The organism is Rhodovulum sp. PH10 (genome assembly GCF_000293785.1).
Classification (GTDB): Bacteria; Pseudomonadota; Alphaproteobacteria; order Rhizobiales; family Xanthobacteraceae; genus Rhodoplanes.
Genome location: NZ_AKZI01000099.1, coordinates 1 through 15502 on the forward strand (window position 1 = coordinate 1; position 15502 = coordinate 15502).

Here is a 15502-nt window from a genome sequence, read left to right on the forward strand (position 1 = left end):
AGCGCCAGGAGCCGCCCCAGGACAAGCCGCAGACCGACGGACGCGCCGATCGGCAGGGCCGCCAGCCGCAGGCCCGGCCGCAGCAGCAGCCGCGCCAGCAGCAGCCCGCCGCCGAGCCGCGGCGCCAGCCGCGCCCCGAGGCGCGCGATCGCAGCACGGGCGGCCGTGCGCCGGACCACAAGTCGGCTCGCTTCGAGCCGGTGCGGGTCGGCGCTCCGCTGCCGCAATCGTCGCATCACCGCGAGACGGCGGTCGAGACGGCCCTCGACAGCGTCGCGTTCCTGCGCCGGTCGGTCCACGCCCCGGCGCGCAGCAATCACGAACAGCGTCCCGAGCGTTGACTGGACGGAGCACAGCCATGGCGAAAGAAGAGCTGATCGAGTTCGAAGGTCTGGTGACCGAGATTCTTCCCGATACCCGCTACCGTGTCACCCTCGACACCGGTCACGAGATCATCGCCTATACGGCCGGCAAGATGAAGAAGAACCGCATCAAGACGCTCGCGGGTGACCGCGTGACCGTCGAGATGTCTCCTTACGACCTCGAAAAGGGCCGGATCATCTTCCGTCACAAGGAAGAGCGCTCCGGCTTCGGTGGACCGGCCCGCCGGCCGCCGCAGCGCCAGCAGTTCCGCCGGCGCTGATGTTAGCGCGGCCGCTCGCCGGTCGCACTCGGAGACCGGGCGGAGGGTCGGACGGCGAGGCGCGAGCCCCGTCGGACCGCCGGCCGGTCACTCACCCAGGGGGCGGAAGGCAAAGCGTCATGCGAGACATGCGACTGTTCATGTTCGAATCGGAAACGGCCCACGACCTGCGGGCGTTCGCGGGGGATTCCGCCGGCAGCAAGCTGCCGGAGAAATTCGGGCCGTGGCACGCCACCGGCATCGTCCGGCCCGACCGCGACCCGCCGCACAAGCTGTCGCGCGCCACGATCGAGAAAGCGATCGAGGCCGACGGCTTCCAGCTGTGGCGGATCAAGGAGAAGGAAAAGGCGGAGCCCGACGAGAAGGAGCAGTGAGCCGCACCGGCTCGCTGAACCGGCTCGCTGTATGGGCGTCCGGCGCGACGCCCGGACGGCGACGGTCCATCCGAGACGCTCCATCCGAGACGTTCCAAACGCGACGACGACGGCCGGGGCTTCCCCGGCCGTTTGCGTGTCCGGCCGACGGCGCGGTCCTGCGAGGAATTGGGAATAGGATTTCGGCGGGAGCGGCGCCGGATCGCGACCGCGCGCCTCGACGAATTGCGCGCCGCCAGCGGGCTTCCGGCCAGTGGCGCCCGGCCAGCGGGCTCCCGGCCAGCGCGGCGCAGAAAAACCCGGCCCCGAACGCACGGCCAAAAAAACACGGCCCGAAAAACGAATGCCCGCGACGGGCGCGGGCAAGACGTCATCGTTCCAGAAGCCGGCGGCTTCTCCCGGACGGCGCGGTCGCCGCCGGACGACCGCTCAGACGGCGCGCAGCCGGTCGGCGGAGCTCTTGCCGGTGCGACGGTCCTGGGTGAGCTCGTAGTCGAGCTTCTGCCCCTCGCGCAGGGTCGACATGCCCGCGCGCTCGACGGCGCTGATGTGCACGAACACGTCCTTGCCGCCATCGTCGGGCTGGATGAAGCCATAGCCCTTCTGATTGTTGAACCACTTCACAGTGCCGGTGCTCATGAGCGTCCTTTCGACAGACGAGCGTTCGGTGCCCGGGGCGAGACCCGGACGGATGGTCGAGTTCAGATGATCTCGTCGGTCAGGCGCAGGGCGAGCCCTTCGGCATGGCCAAGTCGTTCCGAAACTTCGATCGGAATTGATAGTCACAGAATCCGGACGCAGACAATCTGATCCGACGCAAAAACGACCAAAATTTCATAGACCGCCCCTCCTTTGAGCATGCCGAGAATTTGGGCGAATCCATGGTCGTCGCCACTGTGCCTCGCGCACGGCCACTCCGCGTGCGCTTTTGCGCGGCGGCGGCCCCCGCCACGCCCGCGCGCGCCGTGCAGCCGGTCGAATCGCAACCGCGTTTTTGACCGAGATCAGCGAAAGCGACCCCGCCGCCCTGCGATGACGCGAGAGACGGCATCGCCGCGCGCCGGCGGTGTCGCCACCGCTCTCCCGATCCGCTTCACGCCGCCCGAAACCATTTCCGTTCGACGCTGCTCGAGCAGCCGCCGCCCCGTTTCCCCCGCCGGGGCCACCGCGACACGGCCGACACGGCCCGACACTTGCAAGGACGAAGGCGAATGCCGGGGCGCTGCACTGTTGGACACTCGACCAATCTGGTGGGCCTGCCCACCGATCTGATCGCGAGCTGCGCCTACAACGACCACCCGGTCCCGCTGCGGATCTCGGGGGTGCGGGAGATGAACCGGAGCCTGTTCGAGATGCTGTCGCAAGCACCGGACCTGCCGGACGCCGGGATCGCCTTCGCCAGCTACATGATGGCGATGTTCGGGCTCGATCCCGAGCAGCAGGAGCCGCGCCGCGAGGGCCAGGGGCGCGTGCCGAAGCGCTATCGCTCGTCGTTCCTTCGGCTGATCAAGGGCTGGGGCTACGACTCCAACAGCCCCGAGGGCGCCGTGCTCAAGGGCTGGGTGGAGAGCCGTTTCGGCATCTTCCCGACCTTCCACAAGAGGATCATCGATCGCGAGACCGGCACCGGCTGGACGACCTATGTCGAGGAGAAGATGTCCAGTCGGTTTCACAACAACTCGATCTACACCCAGCTCGACCTCGTGTACGAGTTCTGCCAATGGGCGCTCGCCACCATGGTCGCGCCGGGCGCCACCCACGTGCCGCTCTATCGCGGCGTCAACGATTTCGCCGAGCACCAGATCGTCGAGAAGATCGACCGGCGCACCGCGGTGGTGCGGATGAACAGCCTCGCCTCCTTCACCACCGACCGGACGATCGCCGACTGTTTCGGCGACATCATCCTGACCACCGAGGTGCCGCTGCCGAAGATCACCTTCTTCAACACGCTGCTCGCCGGCAATCCGCTGAAGTTCGAGGGCGAGTATCTGGTGATCGGCGGCGACTACCGGGTGACGGCGAGCTATCTATGACCGGCACCGCCCCATGAGGACGCCGACCCCGGACGAGCGTGCGCTCGGCGCCTATCTCGGCTTCGCCGTCGGCGACGCGCTCGGCGCGACGGTGGAGTTCATGACGCGCGGCGAGATCGCCGCCCGTTACGGCGTCCACCAGCGGATGGTCGGCGGCGGCTGGCTGCGGCTCGCGCCCGGCCAGGTCACCGACGACACCCAGATGACGATCGCGCTCGGCCGCTCGCTGATCCGCAAGGACGGGCTCGATCCGGTCGACCTGTGCGAGGAGCTCGTCGCCTGGCTGCGCTCCAAGCCGGTCGATGTCGGCAACACCTGCCGGCGCGGCATCCGCCGCTACATCACCAAGGGCACGGTCGAGGGCGTCTATTTCGAGGGCGACGCCGGCAACGGCGCGGCGATGCGGGTTCTGCCGATCGCGCTCGCCACCCTGCACAGCCCCGACCGCGGCGCCGACTGGTGCCTGAAGCAGTGCCGCACCACCCACCACCATCCGCTGTCGGACGCCGCCTCGCTGACGCTGGTGAAGATGCTGCACGCGATCTTCGCCGGCGCCGACAAGGCGGCACTGCGCGCGATCGCCGACGCGCTCGTCGCCGAGCACCGGACGTTTCGCTTCGATCCTTATCCCGGGCAGTCGTCGGCCTACATCGTCGACACCATGCAGACGGTGCTGCACTTCTACTTCTCCACCGACAGCTTTGCCGACGCGCTGGTGGCGACCGTCAATCAGGGCGGCGATGCCGACACCACCGGCGCGCTGGTGGCGATGCTGGCCGGCGCCACCCACGGTGTCGCCGCGATCCCCTCCGCCTGGGTGAAGCGGCTCGACCCGGCGGTGGTGACGGAAATCCGCACCCAGGCGCCGAAGCTCTCGGCGCTGGCCGCCCGCCAGCGCGAGACGGTCGTGTGAGGTCGGGTTCGGAAGAATTCGGTCGAGCCCCCTCACCCGCCGTCCTCGCCTGCGCTCGCACGACGACCTCTCCCCGCGAGCGGGGAGAGGTTTTCGCCTCGCTCGTCGTTCGTCGTTCGTAGGGCGCGCAAAGCGAAGCGTGCGCGCACTCGTGCGCGGACTCGTCCGTGCGCGCGCCGACAGCCGCATCGCGACGCCGCGAGAAAAAAGAAAGGGCGGGCACGGCGACCACGCCATTGCCCACCCTTCGAACGAAAATTCGGTGGAGGCGAGCCTCCCGAGGCGAGCCTCCTCAGCCGAACTTGAACAGCACGCCGTAGCCGCCGCGCGGATAGGTCCAGGTGAGATCGCCGGTGCCCTCGGCGAGCACCCGGCAGGTGCCGCACTCCATGCAGCCGTCGTGCGCCACCTCGACCCGGCCCTGGTCGTTGAGCGTGTAGCAGTGCGCCGGGCACACCTTCACCAGCGCGAGAAGCTCCGGCGAGGGCGTGTCGTGCGGCTTCACCACGATGTGCGACCGGCCGGAATCGACCCGGTAGCGGTTCTGATAGAGCTTGTCCTCGACCCTCACCTCGGGTTCGGTCGTCATCGCTGGCCTCCGGTCTTGCTGGTGTCGTGGAACGCGGTCGTCGCCGATCCGGTCATCGCCAAGCCCGCGCCATCTTCACCGCGTCGCCGACGATGCCGCCGAGCGAGCGGGCGGAGACCACGTCCTTCCAGGTCCGCTTCTCCTTCTCGAGCTTCGGCGTGCCGTCGACGCGCACGAAGTTCTCCATCGCCTTGGCGACGAGCTGCGGATAGGTGAGGAAGAAGTTCTGCGTGTTGTGATGCAGGAGGCCCGGAACGTCCTTGTACTTCTTGAGGTCCTTCATCACGAAGGACTCCATCAGGCGGGTCTTGTAGAGCCCGAGGTTGCGCGCGGTCGGCGCGACGCCGTTCGCCTTCAGCTCGGCGATCGTCTCGCCCGCCATCTGGCCGGAAGCGAGCGCGAGGTTCGAGCCTTCACGATGCACCGCGTTGTTGAGCTGCGCGGCATCGCCCGCCACCACCCAGCCGTCGCCGCACAGCTGCGGCACCGCGCGATAGCCGCCCTCCGGGATCAGATGGCCGGCATATTCCTTCACCTCGGAGCCTTCCAGCAGCGGCGCGACGGAGGGATGCTTCTTGAAGCCCTCGAGCAGCTCGTAGGGCGCGATCTGCACCCGGGCGAAGTCCGACACCAGGCAGCCGAGACCGATCGAGATGCTCTCGCGATTGGTGTAGATGAAGCCCATCCCGGCCATGCCGCGGGAGATGGTGCCGGCCGCCTCGATCACGGCGCCCTCGTCGCCCTTCAGGTTGAAGCGCGCCTCGATGGTTTCGCGCGGCAGGAAGTGCATCTCCTTGACGGCGAGCGCGACGTTCTCGCGCTTCGGCCGCTCGCGCAAACCCGCGCGGGTGCCGAGCAGACCGTTGACGCCCTCGGCCAGCACCACCACGTCGGCCAACACCTCGCCGTCGGCGCGATCGGTGCGCACGCCGATCACCCGCCCCTTCTGATCCTTGATCAGCTCGGTGACGGTCGTCTCGGTGAGCACCAGCGCGCCGGCCGCCTGGATCTCCTTGGAGAACCAGCGGTCGAACTGCGAGCGGACGATGGTGTAGCGGTTCGGCTTCTCCTCGTTGAACTCGTCCGAGCGATAGTGCAGCCCGGTGTGCGAGTTCTCGTTCATCATCCAGAACCGCTGCTCGATCAGATGACGCTCGAGCGGCGCGTCCTCGCGGAAATTGGGGATCAGCTTCTCCACCTGCGCGGCGTACAGAATGGCGCCCTGCACGTTCTTCGAGCCGGGATACTCGCCGCGCTCGAGCTGCAGCACCTTGAGGCCACGCTTGGCCATGGTGTAGGTCGCCGCGTTGCCGGCCATGCCGGCCCCGACGACGATCGCGTCGAACTTCTCCGTCATTTCTTCCTCCCTCAGCTCGCGATCCGGTCGCGGATGTGCGCCGAGATCCGCCGACGGAACGCCTCGGTCAGCGGCGGCAGCAGATGCAGCGCGTCGGCGACCACGCCGATATGGGCGAAATCGAAGATCGGAGCGTTCTTGTCCGTGTTGATGGCGACGATCAGGTCGGCGCCCTCGACGCCGACCCGATGCTGGATCGCGCCGGAGATGCCGGCGGCGATGTAGAGCTTCGGCCGGATGGTCTTTCCGGTCTGGCCGATCTGGCGGTCGGCCGGCTGCCAGCCCTTCTGCACCAGCGGCCGCGAGCAGCCGTATTCGGCACCGAGCACCGAGGCGAGCTGGGTGACGAGCTGGAAATTCTCCGGCGAGCCGAGCCCGAGGCCGCCCGCCACCACCACGTCGGCATAAGCGAGGTTCGACTTGTTCTGGTCGCGATCCGGAATGAACTTCAGGACTTTCGTGACGACGTCCTCCTCCACCATCGCGAGCGGATGCTCGACCAGGCGGCCGAGCGGGCGCTCGACGCGGGCCGGCATCGGCATCACGCGCGGGCGGACGGTCGCCATCTGCGGCCTGAAATTCAAGGTATAGATGGTGCACAGGAGCGAGCCGCCAAAGGTCGGGCGGGTCGCGGCGAGCGAGCCGTCGGCGTCGATCTCGAGGCCAGTGCAGTCGGCGGTGAGGCCGGTCGCGAGCGTGGTCGCCACCGAGCCGGCAAGGTCGCGGCCGAGCGTGGTCGCGCCGAGCAGCAGCACCTCCGGCTTGAAGGTCTCGACGAGATCGGTCAGCGCCTTGGTGTAGGGCTCGTTGCGATAGTCGGCGAGGATCGGGTTCGACACCGTGTAGACGAGGTCGGCGCCGTAGCAGGCGGCCTCCTGTGCGGCCGCCATCGTGTCCTCGCCCGGCGCGCCGAGCAGCACGCCGGCGAGCTCGACCTTCAGCTTGTCGGCGAGGATGCGGCCGGCGCCCATCAGCTCCCAGGAGACCGGGTGGACGTGCCCGCGCTCCTGCTCGATGAACACCCACACGTGCTTGTGGTTCTTGAAGCGCTCCGGCAGCTCCTTCTTGGTCGCAGCGCGACCACCGGCGGCGGGAGCGGGCTTTGCAGTCTCGGCCATGATCGTGTCTCCGGTCCCTCAGTAGCCGCGGGCGAGCGTGGTGATGTCCGCCTCGAGCGACGGATGGTGCGCGAAGATCGACTCGACCAGCGCCTCGGCGAGCGCGCCCTTGTCGCCGGGCTTGGCGGCGTCCTTCGGCACCTCGACGAACTTGGCCTTCTCCGAGCGCGGGGTCGGCGCGAACACGCGCTTCACCACGGTCGGCGAGCCGCGCAAGCCGCAGCGCGTGACGTCCTCGATGCCGGCGTCCTTGGCGCTCCAGGTGACGATCTCGGCCCGTGCGGCGCGCAGCGCGTCGGGCATCGAGCCGCGGCGGATCTCGTTGGTGCCCTCGAGCATCGTGATCAGGCACGGCAGCGAGGTCTTCAGCGCCTGCACGCCGCCCTCGGCGCGCCGCTCCACCTCGATGGTGCGGCCGGCGAGATCGAGCCCGGTGACGCCGGCGACGTAAGTGAGCTGCTCGAGCCGCAGCCGCTTGGCGATGCCGGGGCCGACCTGGGCGGTGTCGCCGTCGATCGTCTGCTTGCCGGTGAAGACGATGTCGACCGGCTCGAACACCTCGCCGATCTTCTTCACCGCGGTGGCGAGCGCGAACGAGGTGGCGAGCGTGTCGGAGCCGGCGAAGAACCGGTCGGTCAGGAGCACCGCGCGGTCGGCGCCGAAGGTGAGCGCCTTGCGCAAAGACTCTTCCGCCATCGGCGGGCCCATGGTGAGGATCGTCACCAGGCCGCCGTGCTTGTCGCGCAGCCGCAGCGCCTCCTCGATCGCGAACAGATCGTAGGGGTTGATGATGGTCGGCACGCCTTGGCGCATGATGGTGTTGGTGACCGGATGGACGCGGATCTGCGCCGAGTCCGGAACCTGCTTTATGCAAACGACGATGTGCATCGAACTACCCGGTCACTTGAGGGAATCGAACGGAACGAAATTCTTCGGCTGCTTCGGCTCGACCGCCTGCTTCAGCACCTTGAACACCCGCTGCTCCAGCGGCGACGAACTCACGAACTCCTCGTAGGCGCGCTCGAGCACGCTTCGGCAGCGGGCGGCGGCGACCGTGTCCGGCACCCCCTCGATGTCCTCGCCGGCGAGGTACTCGCCCATGCGTTTCAGGATGTGCAGCCGCGCGACCTGCACCACGGCGGGGTCGTACGGAACGCGCAGAATGTCGAAGAATTCCTCGGCCGAGCCTGCGGCGTGCAGGCGGGCCATCGCGTCCGGTCCGGGCGCGGCGTGGCCGTGGCAGGCAGTCATCGGGCGTCCTCCTCGAGGCCGGGAACGGTGGCGGGCAGGTGAATCTCGCTCCAGATCGCCCGCAACGCGTCGTCGGTGATGGTGCTCTTGGTGGCGACCGCGCGGTCGCGCACCCGGGCGAGAATCTTTCTCAGCTCGGTCTCGTCGGCCACCAGATGCAGCGCCGACAGCGACATCGCGATCGCCGCGAGGCCGGAATGCTTGCCGATGGCGAAATGATGCGCGCGCCCGAGCAGACCGGGGTCGAGCGCCTGATAGGTGCGGCGATCCTTCAGGAGGCCGTCGACGTGAATGCCGGACTCGTGGGTGAAGACATTTGCGCCGACGATCGCCTTGTCGACCGGGATCGGCCGGGCGGCGGCGGCGGCGACCACCGCGGCGACGGTGCCGAGGCGATCGAAGGCGACGCCGGTGTCGCGGCCGTGCAGCTGCGCCAGCGCCACCGCGACCTCCTCGAGCGGCGCATTGCCGGCCCGCTCGCCGAGCCCGATCACGGTGACCGAGGCGTGCGTCGCGCCGGCCCGCACCGCGGCGAGCGTGTTGGCGGTGGCGAGGCCGAGATCGTCGTGCGCGTGAATCTCGAGCTCGAGATCGGTCGCAGCGCGAAGCTGCGCGACCAGCGTGTAGGTCGCGAACGGGTCGAGCACGGCGAGCGTGTCGGCGATGCGGAAGCGCCGGGCGCCGGCGGCCTTCGCCGCGGCGATCACCTCGATCAGGAAGGAGACGTCCGCGCGGGAGGAATCCTCGCCGCCGACCGCGACCTCGAGGCCCTTTTCGCGGGCATAGCCGACCACGTCGGCGAGCATCGCCAGCGCGCCCTCGCGGCCGCCCTTCACCTTGGCGGCAATCTGCACGTCCGACACCGGCAGCGACACGTTGACCATCGAGACGCCGGCGGCGCGCGCCGCGTCGACGTCCTCGCGCCGCATCCGGCACCAGGCGATCGCGGTGAGCGGCAGCTTCGCCTCGACGATCGCGCGGATCGCGGCGATCTCGTGCTCGCCCATCGCCGGCGTGCCGGCCTCGATCTCGGTGACACCGGCCTCTGCGAGCGCGCGGGCGATCGCGACCTTCTCCTCGGCGGTGAAGGCGACGCCCGGCGCCTGCTCGCCGTCGCGCAGCGTGGTGTCGTTGAGCACCACCGGACGCCCCGACGCAATCTCGTGCGACACCGCAATCGACGACCTGATCATTTCCGTCATTCCCTCACGCCGCGAGCGCGCTGCCGCGCAACCGCCCGATCACACCCGGCAGAACATCGAGCGTGCGATCGATCTCGGCCTCGGTGGTGTCGCGCGACAGCGAGAAGCGCACGACGCCCCGCAGATATTTTTCCGGCAAGCCCATCGCCCGGGCGACGTGCGAGGGCTCGACCGCGCCCGACCCGCAGGCCGAGCCGGTGCCGACCGCGATGCCCTCGCGATCGAGAAATTTCACCACCGCCTCGCCCTCGATGCCGGAGAAGGCGAGCGCGGCGGTGCCGGCGACGCGGGCCTCGGGATCGCCGAGCACCAGCACGTCGGGAATTCGCTTGCACACGCCGATCTCGAGATGGTCGCGCAGCGCCCGGATGCGCGCGGCATCGTCGGCGAGGCCGTGGGCGGCGAGCGCGCAGGCGGTGCCGAGGCCGACGATGCCGGGCACGTTCTCGGTGCCGGCCCGGCGGCCGCGCTCCTGCGACCCGCCGACCATCTGTGCATGCAAGGCGGTGCCGCGCCTGACATACAGAGCGCCGATCCCCTTCGGGGCGTGCAGCTTGTGGCCGGAGAGCGAGAGAAGGTCGATGCGGGTCGCGGCGAGCGCGATCGGCAGCCGACCGACCGCCTGCACCGCATCGGTGTGGAACAGCGCGCCGACCGCCTTCGCCCGCGCGGCGAGCTCGGCGACCGGAAAGACGGTGCCGGTCTCGTTGTTCGCCCACATGATCGAGACCAGCGCGACGCGCTCCGACAGCGCCCGCTCGTAGGCCGCGATGTCGAGCCGGCCGCGGCGGTCGACCGGAATCACGTGCACCGAATACCCTTCGCCGGCGAGCGCTGCGGCACGCTTGCCGACCGCGGCGTGCTCGACCGCGCTGATCACGATCTCGCGCTGCTCCGGGCGAGCCGCGAGCGCGCCGCGGATCGCCAGATCGTCGCTTTCGGTGCCGCCGGAGGTGAAGACGATCTCGGAGGAATCCGCCGCGCCGATCAGCGCCTGCACCTGGCGGCGGGCGCGGCCGACCAGCCGCTTCGCCGCGGCACCCGCCGCATGCGGCGACGACGGATTGCCGAACACCTCCGAAAAGCACGGCAGCATCGCCTCGACCACGCGGGGGTCGACCCGCGTGGTGGCGTTGTTGTCGAGATATACGGGGGTGGTCATGACGAGCCTCAGTGCGCCGGAACGACCCGGACCGGGAAGCCGAGCTTGCGGATCAGCCGCTCCTGGACGCCGGAGATGGTGACGGAGGCGAGCGCGCAGCCGACGCAGGCGCCGGCGAGCCGCACGAAGGCGGTGTTGCCCTCCACCCGCACCAGCTCGCAGTCGCCGCCGTGCGCCTTCAGGTTCGGCCGCAGCTCGGCGATCGCGTCGGCGATCAGGTTGGCGCGCAAGGCCTCGGCGTCGGCCGGTGACAGGGGGGCCGGAGACAGGGCGGCCGGCATGGCGGCGGTGTCGATCGTGGTCGCAGTATCGAGCATCGTGTCTCTCCGGGGGTTCGAACTCGGTCAACCGAACGATTTGCCGCACGAGCAGCTCGCGGTGGCGTTGGGGTTGTCGAAGGTGAACCCCTTGCCGGCGAGCGTCTCGACGAAACCGATGGTGAGCCCCGCGAGGAGCGGCTGCGACTGCGGATCGACAAAGAGCTTCACGCCCTCGGACACCACCACGGCGTCGTCGGGCTTCGGCTCGGTGTCGAGGCCGATCATGTACTTGTTGCCGGCGCAGCCACCGACCTCGATCATCACCCGCAAACCCGCCTCGGGCTTGCCGGCGCGGGTCATCGCGGTGCGGACGGCTTCGGCGGCCTCGGTCGACAACGTGATCATCGCAGACACTCCATCGCGTTCACGTCCGAACCGATGAGCAACTCGCGTGCCATCTGATCACGACGACGAGAAGTGCCTGCGGCACAGGCGTTTCCGCGAACGTTCCGGGTTCCGCCGGACGGCTCGTCGCAAAGGCGACACGCCCTCCCTGTCGTCGCCTGTCGGCTTTGCTGCAACGGCATGGCAGCCTCGCGAGCGCCGGAGGGCGCCTTGGCACGCGCAGGCGGAGACGGCCGAAAGGCCGCACGACGTCACGGTCGCGGCGGGGGCCGCGGCGCACGCTCCGCCCGGGCGGGCAGAATTCGATGTGGCGAAATGAATCGCGTCCCCACGGCCGTGGAGACGCGCGAGAACAGACGTACCGCGGGATGCGCGAGGCGCAAACCCGACTTTCGGCTAAGAAACCGCTCCGACCTCGCTGCGCAGGCGGGCGCGGGCGAGCCGGCTCTCGCCGGTCTCCTCGCCGAAGCAGCTCTCGAAGTCGCCGCAGGCCGAGCAGACCGGCGTCGAGCACGTCACGAAGCCGTCGCTCTCGCACATCGTGCGGTAGAAGAAGCGCTTCCACTTCATGTTGCGCACGTTCTTCACGGCGAGCGGGGCGAAATGCCGCATCAGGAGCCGCGTGAGCTCGCCGCGGTTCCGCAGACCGAGGTCTTCCCACAGATGGTTCGGCGCGAGCGCGCGGCGCGCCACCATGGCGGCGAGCCAGACACTCTCCTCGCTGTCGCGGGTGCGCAAGGCGAGCAGCAGGTCGCGCACCATCGCCGCCTCCTCGTCGAGGTCGGGGTCGGGGTCGGGGTCGGACGAGTCCGCGTCGTCCGCAGACGCGTCGGCGAGCAACCCGTCGGCGCCGGGAAAGCGGCGCTCGACCAGCGCCGACAGCTCCTCCGGTGCGAGGCCGAGCGCGCGATGCAGCGGCCCCTCCTCGCTCGCCGCGACGGCGATCAGCGAGGCGAGCACGTGGGTGTCGAAGTCGCGCTCGTCGTCGATCGTCGCCTCCTCCGGCCATCGACCGGTGAGCCCGCGATAGATCGCCGCGGCATGGCCGCGACGGCTCTGCACGGGCGGGCACGGCGCGAAAGCGGAGACGAGCACGGCGACGTCCTCCCTGTTCGGCGCCGGCCTCCTGCGGGCCGGCGAGCCTCGGCGCGAGCGGCGGTCGATCAGGCGGCGGCGAGCACGCTCGCCTTGACGTGGGTCTGGGCGCTCTTGGCGCACACCCGCGCGCACGCCCCGCAGCCGATGCAGTTGCCCTCCTGGTCCACCACCATCACCTTGCGGACGAACTCCTCGTCGTCGTCGTCGTCGCCGTCGACCGAGCAGGCGACCAGCTCGTCGTCGTCGTTGACGCCCATCAGCTTCATCACGTCGCGCGAGCAGACCTTGAAGCAGCGGCCGCAGCCGATGCACTTGTTGCCGTCGATCGCGGTGAGGTATTCGGGCTCCCACGCGCTGCCGTCACGGGTGATGAACATCGGAAGGTCCTCCTCGGCCGTGCGCGGCCTCTGACAAGGGACGAGGCGGCGCTCAGGCGCGCGCCACCTCCGGATATTTCTCGATGGTCGCGACGCACGCCGCGACCTGCTTGGTGCCCTCCGCCGCGAGCGCCGCCAGGCTGTCGAAGCCGAAGCGGTGCACGTCGCGCAGGTGCTTGGTGAGCACGACGAGCCGCCCGGTGGTGAGGATCATCCGGCCGAACCCCTCGTGGTGCATCTTCATCATCGGGCTCGCCACCAGCCCGGTGTGCTGCTCGATGGCGAGGCCGATCGCGCCGTAATACTGCTCGACCCGCCACAGAATGTCGGGATCGGGATCGCCGATGATCGGCATCGCCCGGCGCCGCTCCTTGGTGACGACATAGTCGGCGAGGAGCTGCGCGTCGGTCTTGGTCTCCCAGGCGCCGTAGCTGTCCTGCGCGCGGATCAGCCGGACCAGCGACTGCAGGAACGGCGTCGCCAACGCCTCGAGATCGGCGATCGCCGGATCACGGGCGTCGGCCGCGGTTGCGGGAGCGGTGTCGGGAGCAGTCTCGGGCATCGGGGGAACTCCGGAAGATCGGCAAATCGGAAGGGCGATCACTCGTCGTCGACGAAGGACGGCTTGTCGACCGGCAGGCCGGCGCCGGCCAAAACCTTGCGCAGCCACGGCGGCGGCGAGCCGGCGAGCATCGCGCGGGTGCGCTCGAGCGCCGACTCGACCGACTGCTGCGGCATCTTGATCGGGTGAATTTTCGCGGCGACCACCTTGGCGGCCGATGGCCCGCCGATCGCCACGCAATAGAGCAGATGGCAGCCCTTCAGCGCGTCGACCTTCGGCGTGATGCGGTCCTCGCCTTCGGCCTGATGCTTGCCCTGCTCGTCAGACACCGTGTCGAAGGTGATGGTCTCGACATGGGTCCAGCCGTCGGCGGTGACGTCGTAGACGTCGAAGCAGCGGGCGGAGCCGAAATGGGCGTTCAGCCCCTTGCGGTCCTGGGTCGCGATCGCGACCCGGACGGCGGCAGTGGTGGTGGTGGCCGACACGGCCTCCTCCTGCTCAATGATGCGCAGTCTGCGAATGGCCGTCATGGCTCTCTCCACGATCCCGGAACGGATCGAGCGACTCCGGGGTGTGAACGTGCGGGTGGGCCTGGAAAATATTCGCGGCCTCGAAGATCTGGTCGCGAACGCCTTGATAGAGGACGGAGCGGCGGTACTGGCTGCCGAGCCGGTCGAACACCGGAAAGCCGACCCGCATCAGCGGCACGCCGAGCCGCTCGGAGGCCTGCCGACCGTGGCTGTGGGTGACCAGGAGGTCGCACGCGGCTTCCGCCGCGCGCAGCTCGAAGTCGTCGAGATCGCCGACCGTGACGTCCGCGGCCGGCACCTTTTCGAGGATCGGCGAATGGCCGGAGGTGGTGACCGCCGTCACCACCTCCGCGCCGAGCCCGGTGAAGAAGGTCGCGAGCTGGTGCAGATGGTCCGGCTCGGCGGCGATGGCGACGCGCTTGCCGCCGAAATGGAAATGGCCGTCGAGCATCGCATCGGTCAGCCGGCTGCGCTCGCGCCGCAGCCGCGCCGGCACCGGCTTGCCGGACATCTCCGCGAGCAGCGCGACGAAGCGGTCGGCCGCCTCGAGCGAGCCGAGCGTCTCGAACAGCGTGAACGGCACGCCCGCTTTCTCGGCGAGCTTTTCGGCCGGCCGCCGCACGTGCTCGGCGAGCGCGATGGTGTGGACCGCCGCGCCCATGCCGCGGATCGCCTCGACCGAGACGCCGCCGTAGCTCGTCGGGATCCAGCGGTCCGGCACCGTGCCGTCGAGCGAGGTGGAGATGTCCGGCACGATCACCGGCTCGAGCCCGAACGCCTCCACCGTCTCGCGGATCAGCTCGAGGTCGCCCACCGTATGGTGCCAGCCGGGCAGGATGTTGATGCGCCCCGGTGCGGTGGCGCGAGGCGCTGCGGCAGCCGGCACGATGCCGTCGACCAGCGCGGTCACCGCCTTCGACCACCCCTCCTCGATCGCGCCCTCGAAGTCCGGCGTGTGCACCAGCACGATCTCGGTGCCGGCCAGCTCCTCGCCGCGGCGCGCCTTGATCGCGTTGATGTCGCCGACGAAGTCCTCACCGCGGGTCTCCACCAGCGCGGTGGTGCACACCCCGATCAGCTTCGGATCGGTGCGGTGCTTCAGATTGACGATCGCCTCCTCGAGATGGTCGGCGCCGCCCAAAATGGTCGCGACCTCGTCCATCGCGGTGGTCTGCAGCGCGACCGTCTCCTTGAAGTGGCGCACGAACAGCACCAGCGCGAACGAGGTGCAGCCCTGGCTGCCGTGGAACAGCGGCATCGACGCGTCGACGCCGAGAAAGGCGAAGGCGGCGCCGAGCGGCTGCGACGACTTCAGCGGATTGATCGCCGCGGCCTTCTGGGTGGTGGTGATCCTCGCCATGGCTCAGTCGTCCCCGATCTCGTCGGCGTCGCGCCCGGCGAATTTCTTCCGGTGATGCGCGAGATAGGCGGGATCGGTGTTGTCGACCCGGCTCTCGGCGAATTTTTTACGATGCCGCGCGGCAAACGAGTCGTCCGGCTGCCCGATCGGACCAGCCCCGCTCTCCGTCACCTCTCCCCACTGGGGAGAGGTCGGCGCCGAAGGCGCCGGGTGAGGGGGCGCGTTCCTTTCGGGCGTGGGCTGGCGCGCGCGCGCGCGCGCCGCGCGG

General features: G+C 69.4%; 19 protein-coding genes and 2 pseudogenes. 5 read left to right on the top strand and 16 right to left on the bottom strand.

Annotation, left to right across the window (positions count from 1 at the left end; translation table 11 throughout):
• The 3 genes and pseudogenes from A33M_RS16080 to A33M_RS16090 all read left to right on the top strand — a co-directional run.
• A pseudogene (locus A33M_RS16080) lies at positions 1-341 on the top strand (hypothetical protein); the annotation flags it as partial.
• Positions 342-358: 17 nt separating this feature from the next.
• Positions 359-574, top strand: a pseudogene (gene infA, locus A33M_RS16085) (translation initiation factor IF-1); the annotation flags it as partial.
• A gap of 188 nt (positions 575-762) precedes the next feature.
• Positions 763-1017 (top strand): hypothetical protein, encoded by a 255-nt coding sequence (locus A33M_RS16090; RefSeq protein WP_008389177.1) that lies wholly within the window; start codon positions 763-765, stop codon positions 1015-1017.
• 429 nt (positions 1018-1446) lie between these two features.
• Here A33M_RS16090 and A33M_RS16095 read toward each other — a convergent pair whose 3' ends face one another.
• Positions 1447-1656 (bottom strand): cold-shock protein, encoded by a 210-nt coding sequence (locus A33M_RS16095; RefSeq protein WP_008389179.1) that lies wholly within the window; start codon positions 1654-1656, stop codon positions 1447-1449.
• Positions 1657-2228: 572 nt separating this feature from the next.
• Between A33M_RS16095 and A33M_RS16100 the strand changes: the two genes are divergently transcribed.
• Positions 2229-3050, top strand: a complete 822-nt coding sequence (locus A33M_RS16100) for an NAD(+)--dinitrogen-reductase ADP-D-ribosyltransferase (RefSeq protein WP_040621059.1) — start codon at positions 2229-2231, stop codon at positions 3048-3050.
• Between the two features lie 13 nt (positions 3051-3063).
• Positions 3064-3963 (top strand): ADP-ribosyl-[dinitrogen reductase] hydrolase, encoded by a 900-nt coding sequence (draG, locus tag A33M_RS16105; protein WP_008389183.1) that lies wholly within the window; start codon positions 3064-3066, stop codon positions 3961-3963.
• 292 nt (positions 3964-4255) lie between these two features.
• Here draG and A33M_RS16110 read toward each other — a convergent pair whose 3' ends face one another.
• From A33M_RS16110 to A33M_RS24100, 15 genes are all read right to left on the bottom strand, one after another.
• Positions 4256-4552, bottom strand: coding sequence for a ferredoxin family protein (locus A33M_RS16110; protein WP_008389185.1), 297 nt, complete (start codon positions 4550-4552; stop codon positions 4256-4258).
• Between the two features lie 52 nt (positions 4553-4604).
• The gene (locus A33M_RS16115; RefSeq protein WP_008389186.1) at positions 4605-5909 is read right to left on the bottom strand and encodes an FAD-dependent oxidoreductase; all 1305 of its coding nucleotides are present in this window, start codon (positions 5907-5909) and stop codon (positions 4605-4607) included.
• A gap of 11 nt (positions 5910-5920) precedes the next feature.
• Complete coding sequence (locus A33M_RS16120) at positions 5921-7027, bottom strand: electron transfer flavoprotein subunit alpha/FixB family protein (protein WP_008389188.1); 1107 nt, start codon at positions 7025-7027, stop codon at positions 5921-5923.
• Positions 7028-7045: 18 nt separating this feature from the next.
• Entirely contained in the window at positions 7046-7915 is an 870-nt protein-coding gene (locus A33M_RS16125; RefSeq protein WP_008389189.1) for an electron transfer flavoprotein subunit beta/FixA family protein, read from the bottom strand.
• A gap of 12 nt (positions 7916-7927) precedes the next feature.
• The gene (gene nifW, locus A33M_RS16130) at positions 7928-8278 is read right to left on the bottom strand and encodes a nitrogenase stabilizing/protective protein NifW (protein WP_008389191.1); all 351 of its coding nucleotides are present in this window, start codon (positions 8276-8278) and stop codon (positions 7928-7930) included.
• Positions 8275-9471 (bottom strand): homocitrate synthase, encoded by a 1197-nt coding sequence (nifV, locus tag A33M_RS16135; protein WP_202801919.1) that lies wholly within the window; start codon positions 9469-9471, stop codon positions 8275-8277. Before nifV ends, nifW begins: the two co-directional genes overlap by 4 nt.
• A gap of 13 nt (positions 9472-9484) precedes the next feature.
• On the bottom strand, positions 9485-10642 hold the full coding sequence (nifS, locus tag A33M_RS16140; protein WP_008389197.1) for a cysteine desulfurase NifS: 1158 nt from the start codon (positions 10640-10642) through the stop codon (positions 9485-9487).
• Positions 10643-10650: 8 nt separating this feature from the next.
• On the bottom strand, positions 10651-10959 hold the full coding sequence (locus tag A33M_RS16145; protein ID WP_008389198.1) for a NifU family protein: 309 nt from the start codon (positions 10957-10959) through the stop codon (positions 10651-10653).
• 27 nt (positions 10960-10986) lie between these two features.
• Positions 10987-11307 carry a HesB/IscA family protein gene (locus A33M_RS16150; RefSeq protein ID WP_008389200.1) on the bottom strand — a complete coding sequence of 107 codons (321 nt, stop codon included), beginning with the start codon at positions 11305-11307 and terminating at the stop codon, positions 10987-10989.
• Positions 11308-11703: 396 nt separating this feature from the next.
• On the bottom strand, positions 11704-12402 hold the full coding sequence (locus A33M_RS16155; protein WP_008389202.1) for a nitrogen fixation protein NifQ: 699 nt from the start codon (positions 12400-12402) through the stop codon (positions 11704-11706).
• A 68-nt stretch (positions 12403-12470) separates the two neighbouring features.
• On the bottom strand, positions 12471-12782 hold the full coding sequence (gene fdxB / locus A33M_RS16160; RefSeq protein WP_008389204.1) for a ferredoxin III, nif-specific: 312 nt from the start codon (positions 12780-12782) through the stop codon (positions 12471-12473).
• Positions 12783-12834: 52 nt separating this feature from the next.
• Positions 12835-13344 (bottom strand): NifX-associated nitrogen fixation protein, encoded by a 510-nt coding sequence (locus A33M_RS16165; RefSeq protein WP_008389205.1) that lies wholly within the window; start codon positions 13342-13344, stop codon positions 12835-12837.
• A 38-nt stretch (positions 13345-13382) separates the two neighbouring features.
• A complete protein-coding gene (nifX, locus tag A33M_RS16170) occupies positions 13383-13874 on the bottom strand; it encodes a nitrogen fixation protein NifX (protein WP_040621062.1) in 492 nt (163 codons plus the stop codon).
• Positions 13843-15234: a nitrogenase iron-molybdenum cofactor biosynthesis protein NifN gene (gene nifN, locus A33M_RS16175; RefSeq protein WP_008389210.1), complete on the bottom strand. Its 1392-nt coding sequence runs from the start codon at positions 15232-15234 to the stop codon at positions 13843-13845. The genes nifX and nifN overlap by 32 nt, the downstream gene beginning before the upstream one ends.
• Positions 15235-15237: 3 nt before the next feature.
• Positions 15238-15502 (bottom strand): hypothetical protein (locus tag A33M_RS24100; protein WP_157223514.1); only part of this gene is annotated, 265 nt, incomplete at its 5' end.